Here is a 24505-nt window from a genome sequence, read left to right on the forward strand (position 1 = left end):
TTGCCGCACCGTAGGCGATCGCATTAACTTAATTGGTGGCACACAAAGAAGAGTTTAGAATGAATGAGAAGCGAGGCCATAGTGAAGGGTTACGGAGTATAAATAGCTTAGGCTTTGAATACCTGTAGAAACTATAGCTCTTAACTCAATTCTGATGACTCCCCATTTGTAAATTTAATTAACACCGATGCAAGAGCTTGACAACAAAAAGACCATCGACCTACTGAACGCCATCATGGAATTTGAACTGGCGGGAGTAGTACGCTACACCCATTATTCCTTGATGGTGACTGGCCCTAATCGTATTCCCATCGTAGATTTTTTCAAAGCGCAGGCAAGTGAGTCTCTACTTCATGCCCAACAGGTAGGTGAAATTCTGACTGGTTTAGAAGGGCATCCCTCTTTAAAAATCGCCTCAATGGAAGAAACTTACCAGCACAAAGTTAAGGATATTTTGTCAGAAAGCTTATCCCACGAAAAGAAAGCGCTGGATTTGTACAAAAGTCTCTTGGTAACTGTCACCGGTGCCAGCATTTATCTAGAAGAATTTGCTCGTGGCATGATTGGACAAGAAGAGATGCATAATCTCGAACTCAAAAAGATGCTCCGCGATTTCAGCTAAATAATGAGGGGAGTAGGGACTGGGTATTGGGTATTGGGGACTAGGAACTTTCCCCCCTGCTCCCTGCTCCCCTGCTTCTTCTCCCCCCACTCCCCACTCTCCAAATATGAATCTCACCACTGCTCTACCTACTTGTGTTATTACACTCCGAGAAGGAGTAGAAGCCGCCCTCGTTGTGGGCATTGTCCTAGCCTTGCTTAAAAAAGCTAACCAATCCCGGCTCAATTCTTGGGTATATGCTGGTGTTGGTGTGGGCGTTATCATTAGTATCCTCATAGGTGTATTATTTACCTGGTTAATTCAAGTCATCGGGGCTGCCAATCCTGAATACACCGCAGTGGTTGAGCCAATGCTAGAAACTGTCTTTGGGATCATTGCGATCGCCATGCTCAGTTGGATGCTCATCTGGATGACGAAACAAGCCAGATTTATGAAAGCCCAAGTTGAAGGCGCAGTTACAGAAGCGCTGACACAAAACTCAAATGCTGGTTGGGGCGTATTTGGGTTAATTTTGGTTGCGGTTGTCCGTGAAGGTTTTGAAACTGTTCTGTTTATTGCTGCTAATTTTCAACAGGGATTAGTCCCCGCATTCGGTGCAATTGCTGGTTTATTCGGTGCAACTATTATTGGAGTTTTACTATTTAAATTGGGTGTTAAAATCAACATCCGCCAATTTTTCCAGGCGATGGGTATTTTATTGGTGTTGATAGTTTCCGGGTTAGTAGTTTCTGCTTTAAAACATTTTGATGAAGGTTTAGCTAATCTTGCCCTCAGTAGTAGTACCCCAGAAAATATTTGTTTTTATTACGATCACTTGAGCAATATCCACTCCTGTATTTTAGGGCCATTGGTGTGGAATGCTGAACAAGTATTACCAGACAAACAATTCCCCGGAATTATCCTCAAATCTTTATTTGGCTACAGACAACATCTGTATTTATTACAGGCAATTAGTTACGTCATATTTTTAGCCACCGTCGGAGGACTATATTTCCGCAGTCTCGGTATTGGTGGTGTTAAAAATGTTCAAAATCAGACGATAATCCAAAAACCTCTAACCTCTACCAAAGAATGAAAAATGCGAGTAGAGACACGATGCAGAATTTCATCAGGAAAATCCAACCGTGTCACTCGCTATCATCTATACAAGGTTTATTGAAAAAGCTAGGACTCAGCATACAGTAATAATGCGAAAAATAATGTTTTCTAAATAACATTTGCTATTTTTTAGACAGAGCTATTTTCATCCTCTAGTCTGACTTTGCTGTACTTGTTGCCACAACTCCTGTTGAGATTCTGCTGGTGCAAGACACTGGAATCCTTGGCAAACTAAACCTACCGTATCTAGTGGTAAATCGGAGACTACCACAAATGCCGACACAGGGAGATATTGGGAGATGAGAGGAGTTAATTGATTAATGGTACTGCGAATTAAGGTAGAGTGACGATACCAATCTAAAGCTGTAAACAAGCTAGGACAAGCCTGGGGAGCGTTATGCATGACGCTAGTAAACGCTTTTAGTCCTTGTGCGGCTAAATCAAGATAATGCATATTATCAGTCAGTAGGGAAAGACGAACTAAGTTAGCGATCGCCACTCCATTAGCAGATGGTGTAGCATTATCTGCATAGCTGCGTTCCCGCACAATTAAATCTTGACCACCAGAAGTATTGTAATACCCACCTAATTCTACACTCCAGAGAAACTCGTTAAATTCCTCTTGCAATGCGATCGCCCTTTCTAACCAATATTTTTCTTCTGGAAAACTAGCGTATAAATCCAGTAAAGCCTTAATAAACAAAGCATAATCTTCAGACTGCGCCAACACAGCAGCCTCACCCTGATAATTCAGTCTGTGGAAACGTCCATCCTTAAACTGACATTGCAAAATAAACTTTGCCGCTTGTGCAGCCATTTCCAGATATAACGGTTGTTGAAAAACCACACCAGCCCTAGCCAAACCAGAAATCATCAAACTATTCCAAGCCACAATCATCTTAGTATCAGTAACCGCCGGAATCCGTCCAGGCCAACTGATAGTTTTAGCTTCCTGATTATTAGCAGCAGGGGGAAAAACTTTTACAGACTCTGGCTTTGCACCATAACGCGCCACAAACAACTTACTCAAAGCCACTTCTATAGTTGCGCTCAGTTTCCCTTGATGACGACGTTGTAAAACATTCTTACCTTCAAAGTTACCATTAGCAGTTACCGTAAACTCTGCTTGTAATTCCCTTAATTCCTCCGGCGTTAAAAGTTGCTCAAGTTCACTGTAACTCCAGACATAAAAAGCCCCTTCCTCTGGTTCTACATCCGTAGGGCTAGTAAAACTATCAGCATCTTGAGCCGCATAAAAGAAACCTTCGGGAGCCGTCATTTCCCGCCGTAGCCATTCCACAGTACCAGCCACCGCCCTCACAAAAGCTGGTTCTTTTACACCATCACTCCATAAATTTGCCAGATACTCCACAATTTGACCATTGTCATAGAGCATCTTTTCAAAGTGAGGCACAGTCCAAGTGGGATCAACAGTATAACGGTGAAATCCACCACCCACATGATCATAAATACCCCCCAAAGCTAAATCTAAGCCTCTTTGAGTACAAATTGCTTCACCATCAGACTGGGATCTCAACAAAAACCGATTTCCCCGTAAAGCTAATTCTGCATAGGGGATCATGGGGAAACGATTACCAGATTGATGAGAATTAATTACCCTGGTACTAATTTCCCAACCTTGGCGAAGTAATTCATCTTCTTCAACTTGATTTGTCGCCCCATTGTCTTCCAATACCGCAGAGGTAGCAAGAGACTGAATAATTACTGCTTTACGTTCATTTAAATCTTCTATTTCTGTATCGTAGTAGCGGCGCAGGGCTTCCAGTACCTGTAAAAATCCCGGACGACCATAACGGGGTTCCACAGGAAAGTAAGTTCCAGCATAAAAAGGTACTAAATCATCTGGGGATAAAAAGACATTTAAAGGCCAACCCCCTTGACCACTCATCATCTGCAAAGCCTGCATATAGATACTATCCAGGTCAGGTCTTTCTTCCCTATCTACTTTTATAGGTAAAAAATTTGCATTCATATACTCAGCAATAGCCAAATCAGAAAAAGCCTCACCTTCCATGACAGTACACCAGTGGCAACTAGAATAACCAATGGAGAGAAAAATTGGTTTATTTTGCTCCCTTGCCATTGCAAGAGCTTCATCACACCAAGACCACCAATCAATGGGGTTTTCAGCGTGTTTGCGGAGATAGAGACTCTTAGCTTCAGCAAGGCGATTAGTCATAATTTAAATATCAATATACCCTTTCCTAATCATACAGGGTATATCATAGCCCCCTCATCGCTTGCAGGGAGAGTGTTGGGCGTGGGATTCCTATAGCGTTTCTTTCTTTGCTCAGTTTAGCTGAAGCAAGACTTACCCTGGTAAAAGTCAGCAAGAATTTCTCAGCCTTCAGGCAGGAAAATCAGCAAGTCGATAAGATAGATATAAAATTAAGATACTTACAAGCACGCAGCATGATTCCTATCGTTGTTGAACAATCGGGACGAGGCGAACGCGCCTTTGATATTTACTCACGGCTGTTGCGTGAGCGCATCATATTTTTAGGACAACAGGTTGATAACGAGATTGCCAATTTGATTGTCGCCCAACTACTATTCTTAGATGCTGAAGATGCCGAGAAAGATATTTATTTGTATATTAATTCTCCCGGCGGTTCAGTAATGGCTGGTATGGGTATTTTTGACACCATGAAGCACATCCGCCCGGATGTCTGTACTATTTGTACTGGACTGGCCGCCAGTATGGGTGCTTTCCTTCTCAGCGCAGGTGCTAAGGGTAAGCGGATGAGTCTACCCCATTCTCGGATTATGATTCATCAACCTTTGGGTGGCGCTCAGGGACAAGCCACTGATATAGAAATTCAAGCGCGGGAAATTTTATACCACAAGCAACGGCTAAATGAATATTTAGCTGAACATACTGGCCAACCAATTGAGCGAATTGCTGAAGATACAGAACGGGACTTTTTTATGTCTCCAGAAGAAGCTAAACAATACGGCTTGATTGACGAAGTTATTGATCGTCATGCTGCTGGTAGTCGTCCGGCTGCTGCTATTCATCAGTAGGGAGTAGGGAGTAGGGAGTGGGAAGTGTGGGGAGTATGGGGAGTGTGGGGGGGAAGATTTTTAATACCCAGTCCCCAGTCCCCAATCCCCAGTCCCCAGTCCCTGATCAAAATCCTGCCACTGGGTCTGGTTGAGATTCCAGATGTTTCAGAAATCCATGTAATTCTTCTTCGGTAAGCAGAGTCCGCCCGCGCTTTCCGTAGGTTTTAATTAAATGCTCTCTTCCCTGTTCTGCTGTCCAGCCTAAGCGTTGAAGTTCAACATCTGTTTTTGCAATCACATCAGATAAATCCACTGGTTCACTCCTATGATTTTTCTTACCTAGCCCTGTTTGATGACTGACATTATCAGTTTGACTAGTATAAGTACGGGGTGTAAATGGTGTGACATTGCTGGCAAAATTTCCCGAAAGTAACTGATGTTCTGCGTAGTTTTCAGATGGAGTTTTGAGTCCTGGATGTGGGTTTTGGATGACGGGAGGATCGGGATGGACATCTTGGCTGTAGATATCCCCGTTATCCAGTTTATCGGTATCACTTCTTACTGACTCTGTTTTCAGCTTCTGTTCGCTCAGAGTGGGTAGAGATATTTCTCTTTCATCGGGTGCTGTCCACTGACTACTGCCAAAATCTTCATCAATAAAGGAGGAATCGGTGGGCTGATGAGTTTCTTGCAATTTCACCTTTGGGGTATTGACAGCAGGATTTAACTGCACCGGGGATGTTTTTTGAGTAACAAATTCTACCGCTTGTTCTGGATAATTGCTGATACCTAAAACCATTAAAGCTCTAGTTCTGGCTTTGTCTTCTGCTGCTTCTACACTTTCTGCCCCTGCCATACCAGTAGCACGGGTGACGTTTTCAATTTGCACTGAGCATCGGACAATATATTTTCCTTGGAAAATTTGCACCAATTCAGTAATAAGACTACCCTGGGGATACAAGCTCTGGAATTGAGCCAACATCAACATAATACTGCCACCAATTTAAATCTGCTTCATCACAAAAAAGTGGACTGCTTTGCCCTGTGTGTTCAAAAAAGAGAAAATATAGCAGGGACGAGGCTGTCCCTGACCGCAGCATGGAAACTCACTCATTGTGAGGCTTTGATTATCTGTTTGTTTCTTAACTTCCTTGGCGGTTGCTATGAAAGTTTTTTTCTAATTTAGGACTCAGGATTAAGCACTCAGCACTCATTTGTGTCCCGATTGTAGCAGTAGCTGTTGGTTGAGTACTTCTAAGTGGACACCTTTTGAGTGCAATATAAATTAAGCTCTTTAGCAATTTTAGCGTAAGTCCTGTTCCGAAGTTATGAACAAAATAATTGATGGAACTGCCAAATCAGTCAGTCTGAAAGCTGTAGTTGGAATGGCTGGCTACAGTGGATGGGGGTATGGTCAATTTATTGCGGGGAGTGTCAATGATTCTACATATAGTAAAATCAAGTTTACGGACAGTTTATCCTACTTACACATCTGATTTTTCTGGTGTAACAGTACCTAAAGTCTAGACAATCAAACCCTAGTGGTTTCTCTTGGTGGCGCTTGTGGTATACGTTAAGAGTTATCCCAACTCATCTGCTGAAAAACTCGTTGCGTATTTACCTAGTGTGGCTAAATTCCCATCAGGTGTAATGTATTAGATTGGGTTAGTTGAAGGGGCTTGTAACCAGAGAAATTCACCAGATGATTTTGCAGTGCGAGGTTCGTAGATCCAAAGCGGCTGTTCGTAAGGGTGGGCTGGCTTCCTTACCTGGAAACAGGAACCCTGCCTCCAGGTAATTCGTTTCCACCTAGTGCAGTTAAGCAGAAATGACCGATTATCTGAAAACAATTCGGCAGATGCAAAGACAATTGACTGTTCATGGAAACTGAAACACCCCTGTCTCACACTCCCTGGAAGGAGAGATGTTTAATTTTCCTCTTTGTCTGCTAGTAAAGGGTCTAGGGGTTTAGGTTATAGGATAATCTTTCCCCATGACCTGAAAAATCAGCAGATAAACAGGTCTTTTGACTCTTGCGTAGCAGCATTAGTAACTGTAGTAAGCCGTGTTCGCGCAGCGTCTCCCCTTCTCCTAAAAGGAGAGGCTAGCGCCAAGGGAGAGGGTATACAGGAAAGGGGCAGATTAAATCAAAAATGATGTTTTGACCAAAGGTCGGTTCACTGCATGGAATTTTCTATCGCTACACTCCTTGCCAATTTCACTGATGATAAATTGGTAGCTCGTAAAGTTTTGGAAAAGAAACTGGGTTGCGAGGATGAAATTAGTTTACAAAAACTTCACATTGCCTTGGAAGTTCTGGAGAAAATCGGGATTCTGGTAAAAGAACGCGGTAAATATCGCCGTGTGGCAGAAGAGGGGGTAATTGAAGCCAAGCTGCGTTGTTCTAGTAAGGGCTTTTGCTTTGCTATTCAAGATGTGGAAGGGGCGGAGGATATTTATATTCGTGAAAGCCATCTGAGTAATGCTTGGAATGGCGATCGCGTTTTGGTACGAGTCCTGAAAGAAGGTAGTCGTCGTCGGTCTCCCGAAGGAGAAGTTAAGCTGATCCTGGAACGTTCTAACCACACATTATTGGCACGAATTAAGCCAGTAGAAAGCGGTTTTCGGGCTGTACCTTTAGATGATCGACTGCTGTTTGAACTCAAAATCCAAACCAATGGGATGAAGTTAGAAGAAGCCATTGACCACCTCGCCCATGTGGAAGTTCTCCGTTATCCGTTAGCACAATATCCCCCCTTGGGTCGAGTTGTACAAATCCTGGGTAGCGATGCTGAGGCGGCGGCTGATATAGATTTGGTCACTTGTAAGCACGATTTATCGCGGAGTTTTCCGGATTCTGTGCTGGACGCAGCAGCTAAGTTACCTAAAAGGTTACTGAAGGCAGACCTGAAAGATAAACTGGATTTACGCAATTTATTTACTTTGACGATTGCGGGTGTAAATTTTGAAACAAAATTTATTGAAAATGCTTTCAGTTTAGAAAAAACTTCAGAAGGACATTGGCTTTTAGGGTTTCATATTGCTGATGTTGCCCATTATGTCCAGCCTGATGAACCTTTGGATAGAGAGTCGGTGAAGCGCGGTAAGTCGGTATATTTGGGAAATTTATTGCTACCAATGTTACCGGAAGCTGTGGCAGAACGCTGTTCATTTGTCCCCGGAAGCGATCGCCTAGCGTTGTCTTTCTTAATTGCTATTGATCCAGAGTCTGGGGAGGCTTTGGAATGGGAAATTCAACCGAGTATTATCAATGTCGATACAGCACTGAGTCGCCCAGAAGCAGAAGCCATTCTCTCAGGTGAATCAAAAGAGCAATCGGCTAAGGTAATTGAAATTCTGCAAGACCTGGAAACATTGCGTAAGGCAGTGAAACAGACCCGCTTAAATCGTGGTAGCTTGCAGTTAAATTTACCACCTAACCAAAACCCCTACTATGATGAGGGGATTTTAGGAGCGGTATTGGTGAATGATTTACCCGTGCGATCGCTGTTGACAGAGTTGGTGCTATTAGTTAACGAACTCATGGCTAAACATCTCAGTGCTTTGGGTATTCCGGCTATTTGGCGAGTCCAAGGTACACCTGATACTGAAGATGTTCAGGAAATGCTGAAATTAGCCATAAACTTAGGTGTAGAACTGACACTAGAACCGGAAGTAGAACTCCAACCTTTAGATTATCAGCACCTGACCGGGGCTTTTGCGGAATCTCCCTCAGAGCAAGTTCTCACCTATCTGTTGCAAGACACACTCAAGCCAGCCGGGTATACCACTACTAAAGCCACACACTTCGGCTTATCACTCCAGGAATATACTCACTGTACTTCTCCTCTAAGAAGATACCCAGATTTGCTGATGCAAAGAGTGTATTATAAACTCCTGGAATATGGGCGCGATCGCCGCAACACCCGTGTAAAAGAGCGAGTTAACCTGCGCCACTCCTCATCTCACAACGAAATTAACTGGAACGTCCTACCCCCAGAATTGCAACAGGAACTGCAAAGCGATTTGCATCGGGTGATTATCCAGATTAACGACAGAGAAAAAGAAGTCCAAGAAGCCGAAGCCGACTTAGCCGGACTGCAAAAAGCCCAACTGATGAAACAGCGCATTGGTGAAGTATTCCAGGGTGTAATCACTGGGGTACAATCCTATGGTTTCTTTGTGGAAATTGAAGTCCCAGGGGCAGAATCCACATCAGGAGAAAATATCACCGTACCTTTACGAGTAGAAGGACTAGTACACGTCAGTTCTCTCAAAGATGATTGGTATGAATACCGCGCCAGACAACAGGCACTATTTGGGCGCAAAAACCGAGCTTCTTACAGACTAGGCGATCGCGTCGCTGTACAAGTGAAAAGTGTCGATTACTATCGTCAACAAATTGATTTAGTCACTGTCAACAGTGATGTTGTCACTAAAACTTTGGGTGTCAATACCGCAAACAATGACCCATCAGATATTTACTTATCCAACGATTTAGATACCTATGCAGATGATGAATAAACTTTACCAGTAGCCCCGTGTCACACAACTCCAAACCCCTTATATTAGGCATATCTGGTGCATCTGGTTTAATCTACGCCGTTCATGCCCTCAAATATCTGCTGGCCGCAGACTATGAGATTGAACTAGTGGCCTCTAAATCAACTTACATGGTTTGGTCCAGCGAACAGGAAACTCGAATGCCATCTGAACCAACCGCCCAAGAGCAATTTTGGCGAGAACAAGCCGGGGTAGCTGTTGGAGGTAAACTACGCTGTCATCCTTGGGGTGATGTGGGAGCAGGAATCGCTAGTGGTTCCTTTCGCACCCTGGGAATGATCATCATGCCATGCAGCATGAGTACAGTGGGTAAACTAGCAGGTGGCTTAAGTTCCGACTTATTAGAACGGGCTGCCGATGTCCAGATGAAAGAAGGGCGAAAGCTAGTCATCGTTCCCCGTGAAACCCCATTTAGCTTGATTCACCTGCGAAATTTAACCACTTTGGCAGAAACTGGAGTCAGAATTGTACCAGCCATTCCCGCTTGGTATCATCATCCTCAAACCATTGAAGACCTAGTTGATTTTGTAGTCGCCCGTGCTTTAGATCAATTAGATATTGACTGTATTCCTATTCAGAGGTGGGAAGGCAGTAAATGAACAGGAACGGGTAACAGGCACAAGTGAAAACTACACCCTCCATAAGAGGCAAGGTTTTCACCTACCCTGTAAAGAATTTTTCTCATAGACATAAAGTTTAAAACCAGACTTTTGTTGCCAGACAATTAATTTTTATCCTCTGTCCCCTGCCCCAAGAGGCTTGCTATGGCTCTAACTCGCTTAATTCTATCGATAGCATTACTAGGGATGCTCACACTCTTGTTAGTTCAAAACTGGTCGCCTGTCCTCTCACTTGTATTTTTGGGTGCAAGGACTTTACCATTACCACTGGCAACGTGGATCTTTTTTAGTGCTGCTGCTGGTGCGATTACATCCCTACTGATTACTACCTTGCTGAAAGTATCAAATTATTTTGGCGAACAACAGCAAAGACCATATAAATCAACCAAAACTTCACCCCGTAGCCCACGGACACCCAGGGAAGAATTTACACCATCCCCTCAGCGACCTACTAACGTAGGTAGTCAACCAGAATCCCCCAGTAAGACCTTTGATGATTGGGATACTGAGGGTGAAAGTGATGATTGGGACTTTGATGAAGAAGAACCAAAAGCACCTCGTCCAACGCCTCCAAATCCTCCAGTCAGAGACTCTCAAACCTACGAACGCCCACAAGAACCTCAAAGCAGTTCTCAATCTGGTTCCGTTTATTCTTATAACTATCGTCAGCCTGAAAATACCGCCGTTGGCAAAACTGAATCCGTTTATGATGCTGATTATCGAGTGATTATCCCTCCTTATGAACCACCAATTAATGATCAAGTGGATAATTCCGGCGATGATGAGGACGATTGGAAGTTTTTTGAAGATGATGATTTGGACGATGATAGCTCACCTAAATCAAGTTAATTTTCCACTATCAGCCCCATCTCTTGTAAGATAAATTTTGGTTTGTAGTGAGCGATTTATCGCTCTGTTTCCAGGTTTTATAACTAAAGCCTTGACTACAAATTTTTCTGTTATTAATGACTAACTGGAGCGGAACCATTGGGAATGAATTTATTAGAAGGAGTTAATTTATATTTAATTGGTATGATGGGCGCTGGTAAAACCACCGTAGGAAAAATATTAGCGAACCATCTCAGTTATAGATTTTTAGATACTGATAGTATCATTACTCAATCAGCCGCAAGAAGCATCAATGATATTTTTGCTGAAGAAGGTGAAACCGCCTTTCGCCAGTTAGAAAGCGATGTCTTGGCACAAGTTTGTGCTTATACCCAGTTGGTTATAGCCACAGGTGGAGGTATTGTGTTGCGGCGAGAAAATTGGGGCTATCTACACCACGGTTTAGTTGTGTGGCTAGATGTACCAGTGGAATTACTTTATACCCGCTTGGCAGAGGATAGCACTAGACCATTATTACAAGATGCTGATCCCCAGGGCAAATTGCGATCGCTCCTAGAAGAAAGAATACCACTATACTCTCAAGCTGATCTCAAAATCACGGTGACAGCAGAAGAAACACCTGAAGACATTGCCCACAGAATCATACAGACAATTCCCAGCGTTCTCAAAACAAAAGCTCCTGATTAAACATCAAGGATTGCTACTGCCCAACTCCTGGGTACTTAACATAGCACTACGCATACACGTTAAAACATAAACTGATCATAAAAGTTAGACACCGAAAGGCTTTTACTCCCCACACCCCCCACACCCCCCACACTCCCCACACCCCCCACACCCCCCACACTCCCCACACTTCCCACACTTCCCACACTCCCCACACTCCCCACACTCCCCACACTCCCCACTCCCCACTCCCCAGCTATATCTAAAAAAAGCCCCTGTCGTTAAACAAGGGCAAGTAAAGCATTTAATTGTCAGTGATCAAATAAAACTTGTAACCTAGTCAATATCATTCATGAACAAGGCTGGCTCAGTTTCGCGGTTAATTCCTCTTTCAAAACCACCAGCAGCAGCGCGGGCGCGACCTGCGTGCCATAAGTGACCGATTAGGAAGAAGAAACCTAACACGAAGTGAGAGGTAGCCAACCAAGCGCGAGGAGATACATAGTTAAAGGAGTTGATCTCAGTAGCAACTCCACCCACAGAGTTCAAAGAACCCAAAGGAGCGTGGGTCATGTATTCAGCAGCGCGACGAGCTTGCCAAGGTTGAATGTCGTTCTTAACTTTATCTAAGTCAAGACCGTTAGGACCACGCAGAGGCTCTAACCAAGGTCCTTGGAAATCCCAGAAACGCATGGTTTCTCCACCGAAGATAATTTCACCGGTAGGAGAGCGCATCAAGTATTTACCCAGACCTGTGGGGCCTTGTGCAGAACCAACGTTAGCACCTAAGCGTTGGTCACGAATCAAGAAGGTCAAAGCTTGAGCTTGAGAAGCTTCTGAAGCAGTAGGGCCAAAAAATTCGCTGGGATAAGCAGTATTGTTAAACCAAACCATGACGGAGGCGATAAAGCCCATCAAGGAAAGAGCGCCTAAACTGTAGGAAAGGTAAGCCTCACCAGACCAGATGAACGCACGACGCGCCCAGGCGAAAGGCTTGGTGAAGATGTGCCAGACACCACCAGAAATACACATCAGGGCAATCCAGATGTGACCACCGATGATATCTTCCATGTTATTGACGCTGATAATCCAGCCTTCGCCACCGAAGGGAGCCTTAATCAGATAACCAAAGATTACAGCAGGGTTTAATGTCGGGTTAGTAATCACACGAACATCACCGCCACCTGGAGCCCAGGTATCGTAGACACCGCCAAAGAACATTGCCTTCAGCACCAAGAGCAACGCACCACATCCCAGGATGATGAGGTGGAAGCCGATGATGTTGGTCATTTTGTTCTTGTCTTTCCAGTCATAGCCAAAGAAGGAGGAATACTCTTCTAAGGTTTCTGGTCCACGGACAGCATGATAAATACCGCCAAAACCCAATACAGCTGAGGAAATTAGGTGCAGCACACCAACCACAAAGTAGGGGAAGGTATCGATAACTTCACCACCAGAACCCACGCCCCATCCGAGGGTGGCGAGGTGAGGTAGGAGGATCAAGCCTTGCTCGTACATGGGCTTTTCTGGAATGAAGTGAGCGACTTCAAACAAAGTCATGGCTCCAGCCCAGAATACAATCAAACCAGCATGGGCTACGTGTGCGCCCAGTAGTTTACCGGATAGGTTAATTAAACGAGCGTTACCAGACCACCAAGCAAAGCCTGTGGATTCTTGGTCACGTCCGCCACCTAGTACATTAGGTCTATTAGAGAGCGTTACCACGTGGTAGAACCTCCTCTGGGAATACGAATTGTTCATGCGGCTGATCTTTAGGAGCCATCCAAGCGCGGATACCCTCGTTCAGCAAAATGTTTTTGGTATAGAAAGTTTCAAACTCTGGGTCTTCTGCTGCCCGTAATTCTTGGGAAACGAAGTCATAAGCCCGCAGGTTTAGTGCTAAACCGACAATCCCAATGGATGCCATCCATAGACCAGTTACTGGCACGAATAGCATGAAGAAGTGTAACCAACGTTTGTTGGAGAAGGCAATCCCGAAAATCTGTGACCAGAAACGGTTTGCTGTCACCATTGAGTAGGTTTCTTCTGCTTGGGTGGGGTTGAAGGCGCGGAAGGTGTTGGATGCTTCACCGTCTTCAAATAAGGTATTTTCTACTGTGGCTCCGTGAATGGCACACAATAGCGCTCCACCTAGTACACCTGCTACACCCATCATGTGGAAGGGGTTAAGGGTCCAGTTGTGGAATCCTTGGAGGAATAACAGAAAACGGAAGATTGCAGCTACGCCAAAGCTGGGTGCAAAGAACCAGCTAGATTGTCCCAAGGGGTACATCAAAAATACGCTGACGAATACCGCGATGGGTGCTGAGAAGGCGAGGGCGTTGTAAGGACGAATGCCTACTAAACGGGCGATTTCAAATTGACGCAGCATGAAGCCGATTAATGCAAAGGCTCCATGCAGGGCGACAAATGGCCACAATCCACCTAGTTGAAACCAACGGGTGAGGTCGCCTTGAGCTTCTGGTCCCCACAGTAACAACAGGGAGTGTCCCATGCTGTCTGCTGGTGAAGAAACTGCAACTGTTAAGAAGTTAGCTCCTTCTAAATATGATGATGCTAATCCGTGGGTGTACCAGGAGGTGACGAATGTTGTACCGGTTAACCAACCGCCTAGTGCTAGGTAGGCGCAGGGGAATAATAATATCCCTGACCAGCCTACGAATACGAAGCGATCGCGTTTTAACCAGTCGTCTAATACGTCAAACCACCCTCTACTGGGGGCGCGTCCAACTGCGATGGTCATGAAAATAAAATCCTCTTTTACTAAAATTGCAACGTTTTTGAAGCAACGCTATCGGCAATTTTTCCGACTTTACGCGACTGCAACGAGGAATTAACGTTTTTTTGAGAGTCTCAGCAGCCTGAAAGCATCTGAGAATCTGAGAGCTTACCGTCTTGATGAACGGATTTTCTCAGGCTAATCTCATTAGACCTACCATTGGCTAATTATCTAGCTTGTGGTAGCTTAATGATTCTTAACTTATCACATTAGTTGGGGTTTTCGCCCAATGGACTTGAGTAAATTGACTATTAAACACAAAGCCTATTACTTATTATAGATATCAGAATTTTAACAATCTGACATAAGTTTTCTCAGAAATCTCAAAAGTCTATCTTTTCACCTTGCAAGAAAAGCTCCGGAAATGGCAGACTTGAATAGCGAAGGACTCACAGGCCAAGGTAGTTCAATGACGGCATCAACAACAATTAACAAAGATGATTCGCCTAATGGCGATCGCAAACCTTCCAGTATCCTGCATCAAAATGTTCTGGGTTCTCGTCGGTTTAGTAACTACTGGTGGGCAACTATTGTGACATTGGGAGCCACAGGCTTCTTTTTAGCTGGGATATCTAGTTACTTACAAGTAAATTTACTCCTAGTTACCGATCCAACTCAACTAATATTCGTACCCCAAGGGCTAGTTATGGGGTTATACGGCTCTGCCGGCTTACTTTTAGCCTTATATCTATGGCTAGTTATTTTATGGGATGTCGGCGGCGGCTACAACGATTTCAATCAGGAAACTGGTGGGATCAAAATCTTTCGTTGGGGATTCCCCGGCAAAAATCGTCGCATTGAAATTGACAGCTATATTCAAGATGTCCAGTCTGTCAGAATCGACATCAAAGAAGGACTTAATCCCCGTCGCGCTCTTTACCTACGGGTCAAGGGTCGCCGAGACATCCCGTTAACAAGGGTAGGTCAACCCTTATCTTTAGCAGATTTAGAAACTACAGGGGCAGAATTAGCCCGCTTTCTCAAAGTACCCCTGGAAGGACTTTGATCAGGTAGGGGGGGAAGAGGCAAGGGAGCAGGGTGCAGGGGGAAAAAGGCCGGGGAGCAGGGTGCAGGCTTGCCCTGAGCGCAGTCGTTTGCGTAGCATCCCGAAGGGTAGGGGTGCAGGGGGAAAAATTCCTAATACCCAATACCCAATACCCAATACCCAATACCCAATACCCAGTCCCCAGTTCCCAGTCCCCAGTTCCCTAAAAAGATAAGATACTCTGCTTAAATTAGTAACTGACTATGCGCTTAAAATTTTCAAAATTTCTGGTTGTATTTTTGGTAATCGGTGTTTTGACGTTGGGAGGATGTTCGACAGAGAATGTTACTTCTTCCACCTCGACACCAGGTGAGCCAAATACGACAACTTCTGTATCTGAAACTATAAATGAGAGTGTTCCTGGAATGAAAGATTTACCCCGTCTCGAAGGTAAGGCTACTGTGGTGATGACGGTGAACGGTTCGCCGATTACCATCGAGGTAGACGGTACTAATGCCCCAATTACAGCTGGTAATTTCGTGGATTTAGTGGAAAAAGGTGTGTACGATGGTTTAGTTTTCCATCGCGTTGTTCGTGAACCAGAACCTTTTGTAGTTCAAGGGGGCGATCCTCAAAGCAAAGACCCCAAATTTCCTACCAATAGACTGGGAACTGGTGGTTACGTTGATCCTGCAATTGGTACTGAACGCCGTATACCTTTAGAAATTACGCCCCAAGGTGCAGACAGCCCAATTTATGGCAAGACTTTAGAATCTGCTCGTGTGTCTCAGCCACCCCAGTTACAACACAAAATGGGTGCAGTAGCTATGGCGCGATCGCAAATGCCAGATTCAGCATCGTCACAGTTTTACTTTACTCTGGCAGATTTAGCTTTCCTTGATGGGAGCTACGCTGTGTTCGGTAATGTTACCGAAGGCTTTGATATTGTGAATAAAATTCAGCAAGGCGATCGCATTGAATCGGCTACAGTGACTCAAGGCGCTGAAAATCTAAAAACACCTGAGTAGAAGAGGCAGGGGGCAGGGTGCAGGGGGAGAAGAGGTAGGGGAGCAGGGAGCAGGGAGCAGGGGGAAAGTTCCTAGTCCCCAATACCCAGCGATGCACTGAGCTTGTCGAAGTGTCCCCAGTACCGAATCCCCGATACCCAGTCCCCAGTCCCCAATCCCCAGTCCCTACATGGTTGTTATCACTGGTATCGGTTTAGTCTCAGCTTTAGGCACAAACTTAGAGGATAGCTGGCAAAATTTAATAGCAGGTAAATCTGGTATTCAGTTTTATCAACCATTTGCAGAACTGCAAGCATATCCTCTGGGGTTGATTGGTAGCCAACCTACTGAATTAAAAAGTTTAACTCAGATGGTTGTGGCTGCTGCATTAACAGACGCTGGGTTAGTTTCACCTTTACCTGATTGTGCTGTGGTGATGGGATCAAGTCGCAGTCATCAAGGTGCTTGGGAATCACTGGCGCGGCAAATGTATGGAAATCATACCCCCGAAACGGCTTTAAGTAATGGGGATGTAGTCTTAGAGAATTGGTTAGATTTTTTACCTCATACTAATGCGATCGCATCTGCTCGACAAATTGGGGCATCTGGTATAGTTTTAGCACCGATGGCTGCCTGTGCTACTGGTATTTGGGCGATCGCTCAAGCGGCTTTATTAATCGAAACTGGGCAATGTCAACGTGCGATCGCCGGTGCTGTAGAAGCCCCCATTACACCCCTCACCTTGACAGGGTTTCAACAAATGGGAGCTTTGGCAAAAACAGGGGCTTATCCTTTTGATTTGCACCGAGAAGGCTTAGTATTAGGTGAAGGTGCGGCGGTATTTGTCTTGGAATCAGCAGAATTAGCACAGCAGCGCCAAGCTAAAATTTATGGTAAGATTCTTGGCTTTGGCTTGACAGCAGACGCATATCATGCTAACGTTCCAGAACCAAATGGGAAAAGTGCGATCGCAGCGATTCAGCAATGTTTAAAACGCAGTTCCCTTACCCCAGCTGATATTGATTACATTCACGCTCATGGTACAGCCACTCTCCTCAATGACAGAGTAGAGAGTAAAATTATACAGAATATATTTCCCCAAAAAGTTGCAATAAGTTCTACCAAAGGGGCTACAGGTCATACATTAGGAGCATCGGGAGCTTTAGGTGTGGCATTTTCGCTTTTAGCCATGCAGCAAAAAATATTACCACCTTGCGTAGGATTACAAACACCGGAATTTGATTTAAATCTGGTAATGGCGGCGTGTGAAAGTGAAGTGCAGAGAGTGTTGTGTTTCAGCTTTGGTTTTGGGGGTCAAAATGCTGCGATCGCCTTGAGTAAATTTTAGTTAAATATTCCAAAACTTTTGTGCCATTGCTTCAACTATTATTTCTAAATCTGGTAAATGATTTTTAATCACACTCCAAATAATATCAAGGTCTACATTCAAATATTCATGAGTTAATCTATTCCGAAATCCAGCAATGTTATTCCATTCGATTTCCGGGTATTGATTTTTCCAATCTGGTGGGAGTTATTGATTTTTCCAATCTGGTGGGAGTTTTTGTACAGACTCACACATTATTTGAAGATTCCTTAACACCGCATCTTGGGTTTTTATTTATATCTTGATAAAATATTTCTTTACCGTCAAATATATACAGCCTCATGAAAAACATTATCTCGAATTAGATAATGTAATGATTTAGGTGTAACAACATCAACTTTACGATTCAAGAGATTTTCTAAATCTGAAATTAAACCACCGGGAAACCAAGGAGAGATTTTATCTAAATCGTAATCAACTAAAAAATCAATATCACTTGCGTCTGTTTCTTCGCCTCTTGCTACACTACCAAAAACGCGCAAATTATAAGCTCCATGTTGACTCGCAATTCTCAGAATTTCTTCTCGTTTTTCGTAGAGTAATTGTTTTAAGGCTGTTTTTTCATTTTCTGCCATATATTTAGTTATCAGTTATCAGTTATCAGTTATCAGTGTGGAGGTTGATTGTTGAGTCTTCTTGTTTTTGAGGATTGTACCAGTCGTAGGCATGATTTTTGACTTGGCGGTGGGGAATTGAGCTTTATTGTGCCAAATTTCTCATGAGTAAAGCAAGCACCTAGCTCTAGCAATTGGAATATTGCTGATTGTTGTTAACCCACGTAGGTGGGTTTCGCTTGTGTAGCCGCGACTTCTAGTCGCCTGGTGCAAGATATGAGCCTAGTTACTAGATAACCAGAGATTCTGAGAAACAGATATGATAGAAAAGTAAATAAAACTTCAAAAATATTTATCAAATGCTGATTGACCTCCCTGGCTTGACCAAAGTCAAAGACTTAGTAAAAGAGAAAATTTTCTTCGGTCATGAACCCAGCGCCGAGTTAATTGCTATTCTTACCGTTTACTTTGTCCAAGGAATTTTAGGGTTGGCGCGTCTAGCTGTCAGCTTTTTTCTCAAAGATGAATTGCTACTGAGTCCGGCTCAAGTGTCCGCACTATTGGGAATTGTCGCTTTACCTTGGATAATCAAACCAGTGTTTGGCTTTATTTCCGATGGCTTACCTATATTTGGCTACCGTCGCCGTCCCTATTTAATCCTCTCTGGGTTATTAGGAGCGATTTCTTGGGTATGTTTAGCCACCATAGTTCATAGTAGCTGGGCAGCGACATTGGCGATCGCCCTTGGTTCTCTTTCCGTCGCAGTCAGTGATGTCATAGTTGACTCATTAGTTGTGGAAAGAGCCAGAGTAGAATCACAAGCATCTGCTGGTTCATTACAATCCTTATGTTGGGGTGCTTCCGCATTGGGGGGTTTACTCACAGCGTACTTTAGCGGAATGCTATTAGAACATTTCACCACTCGCACCGTATTTTGGATTACCGCTTCATTTCCCCTCATCGTTTCCGCAGTAGCTTGGTTAATCGCTGAAACCCCAATTAGAAAAAATACTCAAGACAATCACAGCAATAATCCTCTCAGCACCAAACATCAACTCAAACAACTCCGCCAAGCAGTCACCCAAAAAGCCATTTGGCTACCCACAGCCTTTGTATTTGTCTGGTTAGCCACCCCCACAGCTGATGCAGCCTTCTTCTTCTTCAGCACCAACGAACTACATTTTCAACCGGAATTTTTAGGACGGGTAAGACTGGTAACAAGTGGTGCATCCTTAATTGGTATTTGGATTTTTCAACGCTTCCTCAAAAGTGTGTCATTCCGCACCATTTTTGCTTGGAGTACAGTGCTTTCCTCAGTCTTGGGAATGACAATGCTGCTGCTAGTGACTCATACCAACCGAACATTAGGTATAGATGACCACTGGTTTAGTTTAGGAGATAGCCTTATCCTCACAGTTATGGGACAAATCGCCTATATGCCAGTATTAGTCTTAGCAGCAAGATTATGTCCACCAGGAGTAGAAGCCACATTATTTGCTGTACTCATGTCAGTTTCTAACTTAGCAAATATGGTTTCATACGAATTTGGAGCCATCATCATGCACTGGCTAGGTATCACCGAAACGAACTTTGAACTACTGTGGCTATTAGTGATTATCACAAACCTCAGCACACTATTACCATTACCCTTCATTCGTTGGTTACCTGCTAACGACCCGCAAGCCGATTTACCAACATTACAACCAGCTGCGATAACTAATGGAGAGGAAGCATTGTTAACCAACTTATTACCCTAATTAATAAGCACCTTAATTTTCCTTCTTACCTTTGCGTCTCTGCGCCTAACGCACTTCGTGCTAGAGCTTACAGCAAGCTACGCGAACGCTACGCTGGTGCGTGACCTAATCCATATTTTCCATCAAATTTAACAACAGATGCAAACCTTAAAAACAGAAGAAAATTTAAGTCCCGAAAAATCCTATACTCGTGAAGATTGGCAAGGAGGATATAAATCCCTGACCCAAGAATATGACTATTGGATTGATGATGTAGAAGGACAAATTCCCCCAGAACTACAAGGGACATTATTTAGAAATGGTCCCGGTTTACTCGATATCAATGGACAATCGATTCATCACCCCTTTGATGGCGATGGAATGATTAGCCGCATCAGCTTTGCGAATGGTCGCGCCCATTTCCGTAACCGCTTTGTCCGCACAGAAGGCTATTTAGCAGAACAACAAGCGGGAAAAATCTTGTACAGAGGTGTCTTTGGTACGCAAAAACCCGGCGGTTGGTTAGCGAATATTTTCGACTTCAAAATTAAAAATATTGCCAATACTAACGTTATCTATTGGGGTGGTAAACTTTTAGCACTCTGGGAAGCAGCAGAACCCCATCAACTTGACCCCCAGACATTAGAAACTTTAGGTAAAGAATATTTCGATGGTGTACTCTCAACAGGTGAAGCTTTCAGCGCCCATCCCCGCTTTGACCCTAGTTGTAACCAAGACGGTGGCGCACCTTGTCTAGTAAATTTCTCCATTAAACCCGGACTATCCACCACAATTACGATATTTGAACTCAACCCAGACGGCAAAGTTGTCAGAAAACACGCTCATAGTGTTCCGGGTTTCTGTTTCATTCACGATTTTGTCATTACTCCCAATTACTGTATTTTCTTTCAAAATCCCGTCACCTTTAACCCCATACCCTTAGCCTTGGGAATACGTGCGGCTGGAGAATGTATCAAATTTCAGCCAAATCAACCCACTCAAATTATAGTGATTCCCCGTCACACTCAAGCAGGGGTAAAAATTCTCGAAACTCAGTCAGGCTTTGTATTTCACCACGCAAATGCTTTTGAAGTAGATAATGAAATTGTCATTGACTCCATTTGTTACGAAACACTCCCAGAAGTAGAACCAGCCAGCGACTTTCGCCAAGTTAATTTTGAAGCAATATCACCTGGTCAACTGTGGCGCTTCCATATTAATCTTGAGAATGGGAAAGTTTGCCAAAAAATGATTGAGAATCGCTGTTGTGAATTTCCCAGTATAAATCCTGAGCTTGTTGGAAGAGATTACCAATATTTATACATAGGTGCAGCGCATGGGGAAACAGGTAACGCTCCCCTGCAAGCATTACTAAAAATCGATTTAAAATCTGGAGAAAGACAACTTTGGAGCGCTGCGCCCCGTGGTTTCATCGGTGAGCCGATATTTGTCCCCCGCCCAGATGCACAAAAAGAAGATGATGGCTGGGTCTTAGCCTTAGTATATGATGCTACAGATAATCGGTCAGACTTAGTAATCTTAGATGCCAATAACTTCAATAAAGGTACAGTAGCCAGACTGCATCTCAAACATCATATTCCCTATGGACTACATGGCAACTTCACCAACGAAATCTAAGACTCCGCGAACCTTTGCGCTTCCCTCCGCGCCCCTCTGCGTTAACAAATTAAATTGTAACAAAAACTACAAAATCACCATTTTTTCTCCAGTCTAGGATAAGATCATCTCATACATATCCAGTACGCGAAGATACCGCGACTAGGAGAAGATTTTATGGTTTTCACATCTCCCTTACCGTTTGAAGCTGCTACTCCAGCGCACATTTGCCCATTTGATCAAGCTTGTAGTTACTTAGACGCAGCAGGTAAAGAATTAAAGCTAGATCAAGGTGTATTGGCAATTCTCAGTAATCCCCGCAAAGTAGTCACAGTTTCCATACCCGTGAAACTAGATAATGGTGAAATCCAAGTTCTAGCCGGACATCGGGTACAACACTCGGATATTTTAGGCCCCTATAAAGGTGGGATTCGTTACCATCCGGCTGTGACATTGCGGGAAGTTTCCGCCTTAGCCATGTTGATGACATGGAAATGTGCGTTATTGGGTATACCCTATGGCGGTGCGAAGGGAGGGATAGCCATAAATCCCAAAAGTTATAGTGTGGGAGAATTAGAAAGAATCAGTCGCCGCTATATCAGCGAATTAATTAAAGATATTGGTCCCTCTGTAGATATACCCGCCCCAGATATGGGTACTTCCGCCCGTGAGATGGCTTGGATGATGGATACTTATTCTGTCAACGTTGGTCATTCTGTCCCCGGAGTAGTTACTGGTAAACCCCTTTCTATTGGTGGTTCCTTGGGAAGAGAAATGGCCACTGGCAGAGGTGTCATGATTATTGTCCGTGAGGCATTAGCCACCCAAGGTAAATCCCTTGCAGGAGTGCGAGTAGTGATTCAAGGTTTCGGTAATGTCGGAGGTGCAGCAGCAGAATTATTACACGAAGCAGGAGCGAAGATTTTAGCTGTCTCCACAGGTTCAGGGGGTATTTATTCCCCAGATGGTCTTGATATTCCAGCATTAAAAGCCTACGCTGCCGAAAATAATAAAAGTATTGCAGGTTTTCCGCAAACAACACCCATTAGCAATGCAGATTTACTAACTTTAGATTGCGATGTTTTGATTCCAGCAGCTTTGGAGAATCAAATTACCAAAGAAAATGTGAATCTGGTACAAGCGCACATTGTCGCAGAAGCTGCTAATGGTCCAGTGACTTTGGAAGCTAATCAATTTCTAGAAGCGCATGGTGTAACCGTGCTACCAGATATTTTAGCTAATGCTGGGGGTGTTGTTGTTAGTTATTTGGAATGGGTGCAGGGTCTTTCTTATCTGTTTTGGGATGAGGAACGTGTGAATCATGAAATGGAAAAGTTAATGGTGCAAGCCTATCAACACGTGATTCAGCAGTCAAAGATTAGGCAAATTCCTCTACGTTTAGCAGCTTATACCTTGGGTGTGGGTAGAGTTGCACAGGCGCTTGCTGATAGAGGTCTTTATCCTTGAAGTGAGATACAAGAACCCCACCCCTAGCCCCTCCCCGCAAGCGAGGAGGGGCTATGATGTACCACGCAAAGGCGCAAAGGTACGAAGAAAGAAAATGGTAATTTTGGCATTTCGTAGTTTGATTCAGCCAGCAATGCCGTTAATTGTATGTGTGTATGTGATGTTACAACATAGATATGATTTAACACACAGAAGAGCCAAATTTAGAAATCAGGAAGAGCCTTTTTCTGCCAAACATGAGAGATTTTTGTGTATTGACGCTCTAATTCCACGTTTGCACAAGTTAAGGTACGCGCTTTTTCTTCAAGCGTGCTTACCTGTTTCCCAAAAGTAAAAGCAAACCCTAATAGAAATAATGAAAATACTCCTGCAAAACCTTGGTTAATAAGAGAAATGATACAACTACCAAATGCACCAACAAGTATAATTATTTGAGCCAGCGCTCCATACATATTAAGACGTACTACATTTTTATAGTCTTCTAGAGATTTTTCATCTGAGATCGCTGTATTTTGTTGTAAAAATTTCTCAAGTTGAGTTTTCACATAGAAAGATATAACAATCGATAGCAAGCACAGTCCAATATATGCAAAATGCAAAAACATTGTTTCACCCAATAAAAGTAGTTGTCTAACTTCTGCTTCACTGACGGCAGATGTTTTTTTATATCCTTAATCTCTAGTAAATATCTTGGGTAATTATGCGTAAAAATAGTTAATTATCTTTGACATCCGTAGGACACATAATTATTTCAATTTCAGTTTGCAATACTCGCGCTGCGGCAATTGCATCCCAATAAACATTCCATGTACTGCACTTTCTGCCACCGGGATGTGGGAAAATTCGATTAAATCTAAGATTTTACGTGTCGCACTGACGGCTGGTTAAATGTAGCAGTCGGCTGGAGTTACGACGATACCTAAAAGTTTGATATGCTCCTTAACAGCAGCATGGTTGCTAAATAATCATCAACGCCGCCATCATGATCCATTAATACAAGTTGTTTGGACATATAGGAGAATTAAAAAATGGATGAATTTATGGAAGCTGCGATCGCACAAGCAAAACAAGGTAGAAAAGAAGGTGGGATACCCATCGGTTCTATTCTCGTCAAAGATGGCAAGATTCTCGGTAGAGGACACAACAAACGTGTACAAGATGATGATCCCGTCACCCACGCAGAAATAGACTGTCTCCGCAATGCTGGGCGAGTTGGTAGCTATAGAGGTACAACACTTTACTCTACCTTAATGCCGTGCTATTTATGCGCTGGTGCAGTAGTGCAATTTGGGATTAAAAAAGTCATCGCCGGAGAATCGAGAACCTTTCCCGGTGCTAAAGAGTTTATGGTATCCCACGGTGTAGAAGTCATTGATCTCAACCTTGATGAATGCGAACAAATGATGAGCGAATTTATTGAAACAAATCCCGAACTATGGAATGAAGATATTGGGAAATAGTCATTAGCCATTAGTCATTAGTCATTAAAGGTTTTTAACCCGCGCAG

The 24505-nt window shown here is 43.7% G+C and carries 21 protein-coding genes and 1 pseudogene; 14 read left to right on the top strand and 8 right to left on the bottom strand.

All coding sequences use genetic code 11. From position 1 onward, the window contains the following. Positions 1-187 precede the first annotated feature (187 nt). Both ACM0OP_RS07130 and ACM0OP_RS07135 read left to right on the top strand, forming a co-directional pair. Positions 188-622 (top strand): ferritin-like domain-containing protein, encoded by a 435-nt coding sequence (locus tag ACM0OP_RS07130; protein WP_414527704.1) that lies wholly within the window; start codon positions 188-190, stop codon positions 620-622. A gap of 106 nt (positions 623-728) precedes the next feature. Next, positions 729-1697 (top strand): FTR1 family iron permease, encoded by a 969-nt coding sequence (locus ACM0OP_RS07135; RefSeq protein ID WP_414527705.1) that lies wholly within the window; start codon positions 729-731, stop codon positions 1695-1697. Between the two features lie 168 nt (positions 1698-1865). Here the strand turns inward: ACM0OP_RS07135 and ACM0OP_RS07140 are convergent, their stop codons facing one another. Further along, entirely contained in the window at positions 1866-3920 is a 2055-nt protein-coding gene (locus tag ACM0OP_RS07140) for a thioredoxin domain-containing protein (RefSeq protein ID WP_414527706.1), read from the bottom strand. 233 nt (positions 3921-4153) lie between these two features. Between ACM0OP_RS07140 and clpP the strand changes: the two genes are divergently transcribed. After that, complete coding sequence (gene clpP, locus ACM0OP_RS07145) at positions 4154-4765, top strand: ATP-dependent Clp endopeptidase proteolytic subunit ClpP (RefSeq protein ID WP_414527741.1); 612 nt, start codon at positions 4154-4156, stop codon at positions 4763-4765. Positions 4766-4871: 106 nt separating this feature from the next. Here the strand turns inward: clpP and ACM0OP_RS07150 are convergent, their stop codons facing one another. Beyond that, positions 4872-5729 (bottom strand): hypothetical protein, encoded by an 858-nt coding sequence (locus ACM0OP_RS07150; RefSeq protein ID WP_414527707.1) that lies wholly within the window; start codon positions 5727-5729, stop codon positions 4872-4874. Positions 5730-6931: 1202 nt separating this feature from the next. Here ACM0OP_RS07150 and ACM0OP_RS07155 point away from each other — a divergent pair. The 4 genes from ACM0OP_RS07155 (at position 6932) to ACM0OP_RS07170 (ending at position 11466) form a co-directional block, all read left to right on the top strand. Continuing rightward, positions 6932-9271: a ribonuclease R family protein gene (locus tag ACM0OP_RS07155; protein WP_414527708.1), complete on the top strand. Its 2340-nt coding sequence runs from the start codon at positions 6932-6934 to the stop codon at positions 9269-9271. 17 nt (positions 9272-9288) lie between these two features. Then, positions 9289-9909, top strand: coding sequence for a flavin prenyltransferase UbiX (locus ACM0OP_RS07160; protein ID WP_414527709.1), 621 nt, complete (start codon positions 9289-9291; stop codon positions 9907-9909). A 165-nt stretch (positions 9910-10074) separates the two neighbouring features. Then, on the top strand, positions 10075-10779 hold the full coding sequence (locus ACM0OP_RS07165; protein WP_414527710.1) for a LapA family protein: 705 nt from the start codon (positions 10075-10077) through the stop codon (positions 10777-10779). A 144-nt stretch (positions 10780-10923) separates the two neighbouring features. After that, positions 10924-11466: a shikimate kinase gene (locus tag ACM0OP_RS07170; RefSeq protein WP_414527711.1), complete on the top strand. Its 543-nt coding sequence runs from the start codon at positions 10924-10926 to the stop codon at positions 11464-11466. A gap of 315 nt (positions 11467-11781) precedes the next feature. On the opposite strand, the gene psbC is transcribed toward ACM0OP_RS07170, so the two are convergent. Together psbC and psbD are read right to left on the bottom strand one after the other, a co-directional pair. Beyond that, positions 11782-13170: a photosystem II reaction center protein CP43 gene (psbC, locus tag ACM0OP_RS07175; RefSeq protein WP_414527712.1), complete on the bottom strand. Its 1389-nt coding sequence runs from the start codon at positions 13168-13170 to the stop codon at positions 11782-11784. Then, the gene (gene psbD, locus ACM0OP_RS07180; protein ID WP_414527585.1) at positions 13154-14209 is read right to left on the bottom strand and encodes a photosystem II D2 protein (photosystem q(a) protein); all 1056 of its coding nucleotides are present in this window, start codon (positions 14207-14209) and stop codon (positions 13154-13156) included. The genes psbC and psbD overlap by 17 nt, the downstream gene beginning before the upstream one ends. A gap of 445 nt (positions 14210-14654) precedes the next feature. Between psbD and ACM0OP_RS07185 the strand changes: the two genes are divergently transcribed. The 3 genes from ACM0OP_RS07185 to ACM0OP_RS07195 all read left to right on the top strand — a co-directional run bounded on the left by ACM0OP_RS07185 (position 14655) and on the right by ACM0OP_RS07195 (position 17585). Next, positions 14655-15251 (top strand): photosystem I assembly protein Ycf4, encoded by a 597-nt coding sequence (locus ACM0OP_RS07185; protein WP_414527742.1) that lies wholly within the window; start codon positions 14655-14657, stop codon positions 15249-15251. A gap of 242 nt (positions 15252-15493) precedes the next feature. Continuing rightward, positions 15494-16258, top strand: coding sequence for a peptidylprolyl isomerase (locus tag ACM0OP_RS07190; protein ID WP_414527713.1), 765 nt, complete (start codon positions 15494-15496; stop codon positions 16256-16258). Between the two features lie 169 nt (positions 16259-16427). Then, entirely contained in the window at positions 16428-17585 is a 1158-nt protein-coding gene (locus ACM0OP_RS07195; protein ID WP_414527714.1) for a beta-ketoacyl-ACP synthase, read from the top strand. Here the strand turns inward: ACM0OP_RS07195 and ACM0OP_RS07200 are convergent, their stop codons facing one another. After that, entirely contained in the window at positions 17586-17738 is a 153-nt protein-coding gene (locus ACM0OP_RS07200; protein WP_414527743.1) for a DUF86 domain-containing protein, read from the bottom strand. A 149-nt stretch (positions 17739-17887) separates the two neighbouring features. Next, entirely contained in the window at positions 17888-18199 is a 312-nt protein-coding gene (locus tag ACM0OP_RS07205) for a nucleotidyltransferase family protein (protein WP_414527715.1), read from the bottom strand. Between the two features lie 338 nt (positions 18200-18537). Here ACM0OP_RS07205 and ACM0OP_RS07210 point away from each other — a divergent pair, with 338 nt between their 5' ends. The 3 genes from ACM0OP_RS07210 to ACM0OP_RS07220 all read left to right on the top strand — a co-directional run bounded on the left by ACM0OP_RS07210 (position 18538) and on the right by ACM0OP_RS07220 (position 22998). After that, positions 18538-19935, top strand: coding sequence for a folate/biopterin family MFS transporter (locus ACM0OP_RS07210; RefSeq protein WP_414527716.1), 1398 nt, complete (start codon positions 18538-18540; stop codon positions 19933-19935). A gap of 138 nt (positions 19936-20073) precedes the next feature. Then, a complete protein-coding gene (locus tag ACM0OP_RS07215) occupies positions 20074-21552 on the top strand; it encodes a carotenoid oxygenase family protein (RefSeq protein ID WP_414527717.1) in 1479 nt (492 codons plus the stop codon). Positions 21553-21708: 156 nt separating this feature from the next. Beyond that, on the top strand, positions 21709-22998 hold the full coding sequence (locus tag ACM0OP_RS07220; RefSeq protein WP_414527718.1) for a Glu/Leu/Phe/Val family dehydrogenase: 1290 nt from the start codon (positions 21709-21711) through the stop codon (positions 22996-22998). 203 nt (positions 22999-23201) lie between these two features. On the opposite strand, the gene ACM0OP_RS07225 is transcribed toward ACM0OP_RS07220, so the two are convergent. After that, the gene (locus ACM0OP_RS07225; RefSeq protein WP_414527719.1) at positions 23202-23543 is read right to left on the bottom strand and encodes a hypothetical protein; all 342 of its coding nucleotides are present in this window, start codon (positions 23541-23543) and stop codon (positions 23202-23204) included. Positions 23544-23798: 255 nt separating this feature from the next. Then, positions 23799-24010 (bottom strand): annotated as a pseudogene (locus ACM0OP_RS07230) (nucleoside hydrolase); the annotation flags it as partial. Between the two features lie 16 nt (positions 24011-24026). On the opposite strand from ACM0OP_RS07230, the gene ACM0OP_RS07235 reads away from it, so the two are divergent. Then, on the top strand, positions 24027-24458 hold the full coding sequence (locus ACM0OP_RS07235) for a nucleoside deaminase (RefSeq protein WP_239729859.1): 432 nt from the start codon (positions 24027-24029) through the stop codon (positions 24456-24458). Positions 24459-24505: the final 47 nt, after the last annotated feature.

This window comes from Nodularia chucula CCY0103 (genome assembly GCF_963923915.1).
Lineage (GTDB): Bacteria > Cyanobacteriota > Cyanobacteriia > Cyanobacteriales > Nostocaceae > Nodularia > Nodularia chucula.

What these genes read in the sequence shown, in the direction of transcription:
- psbD (WP_414527585.1), bottom strand. Translation starts at nt 14,209, where the DNA reads ATGACCATCGCAGTTGGACGCGCCCCCAGTAGAGGGTGGTTTGACGTA.
- ACM0OP_RS07195 (WP_414527714.1), top strand. Translation starts at nt 16,428, where the DNA reads ATGGTTGTTATCACTGGTATCGGTTTAGTCTCAGCTTTAGGCACAAAC.
- ACM0OP_RS07170 (WP_414527711.1), top strand. Translation starts at nt 10,924, where the DNA reads ATGAATTTATTAGAAGGAGTTAATTTATATTTAATTGGTATGATGGGC.
- ACM0OP_RS07235 (WP_239729859.1), top strand. Translation starts at nt 24,027, where the DNA reads ATGGATGAATTTATGGAAGCTGCGATCGCACAAGCAAAACAAGGTAGA.
- ACM0OP_RS07205 (WP_414527715.1), bottom strand. Translation starts at nt 18,199, where the DNA reads ATGGCAGAAAATGAAAAAACAGCCTTAAAACAATTACTCTACGAAAAA.
- ACM0OP_RS07220 (WP_414527718.1), top strand. Translation starts at nt 21,709, where the DNA reads ATGGTTTTCACATCTCCCTTACCGTTTGAAGCTGCTACTCCAGCGCAC.
- ACM0OP_RS07165 (WP_414527710.1), top strand. Translation starts at nt 10,075, where the DNA reads ATGGCTCTAACTCGCTTAATTCTATCGATAGCATTACTAGGGATGCTC.
- ACM0OP_RS07135 (WP_414527705.1), top strand. Translation starts at nt 729, where the DNA reads ATGAATCTCACCACTGCTCTACCTACTTGTGTTATTACACTCCGAGAA.
- ACM0OP_RS07210 (WP_414527716.1), top strand. Translation starts at nt 18,538, where the DNA reads ATGCTGATTGACCTCCCTGGCTTGACCAAAGTCAAAGACTTAGTAAAA.
- ACM0OP_RS07185 (WP_414527742.1), top strand. Translation starts at nt 14,655, where the DNA reads ATGACGGCATCAACAACAATTAACAAAGATGATTCGCCTAATGGCGAT.
- clpP (WP_414527741.1), top strand. Translation starts at nt 4,154, where the DNA reads ATGATTCCTATCGTTGTTGAACAATCGGGACGAGGCGAACGCGCCTTT.
- ACM0OP_RS07130 (WP_414527704.1), top strand. Translation starts at nt 188, where the DNA reads ATGCAAGAGCTTGACAACAAAAAGACCATCGACCTACTGAACGCCATC.
- ACM0OP_RS07150 (WP_414527707.1), bottom strand. Translation starts at nt 5,729, where the DNA reads ATGTTGGCTCAATTCCAGAGCTTGTATCCCCAGGGTAGTCTTATTACT.
- ACM0OP_RS07140 (WP_414527706.1), bottom strand. Translation starts at nt 3,920, where the DNA reads ATGACTAATCGCCTTGCTGAAGCTAAGAGTCTCTATCTCCGCAAACAC.
- ACM0OP_RS07215 (WP_414527717.1), top strand. Translation starts at nt 20,074, where the DNA reads ATGCAAACCTTAAAAACAGAAGAAAATTTAAGTCCCGAAAAATCCTAT.
- ACM0OP_RS07155 (WP_414527708.1), top strand. Translation starts at nt 6,932, where the DNA reads ATGGAATTTTCTATCGCTACACTCCTTGCCAATTTCACTGATGATAAA.
- ACM0OP_RS07190 (WP_414527713.1), top strand. Translation starts at nt 15,494, where the DNA reads ATGCGCTTAAAATTTTCAAAATTTCTGGTTGTATTTTTGGTAATCGGT.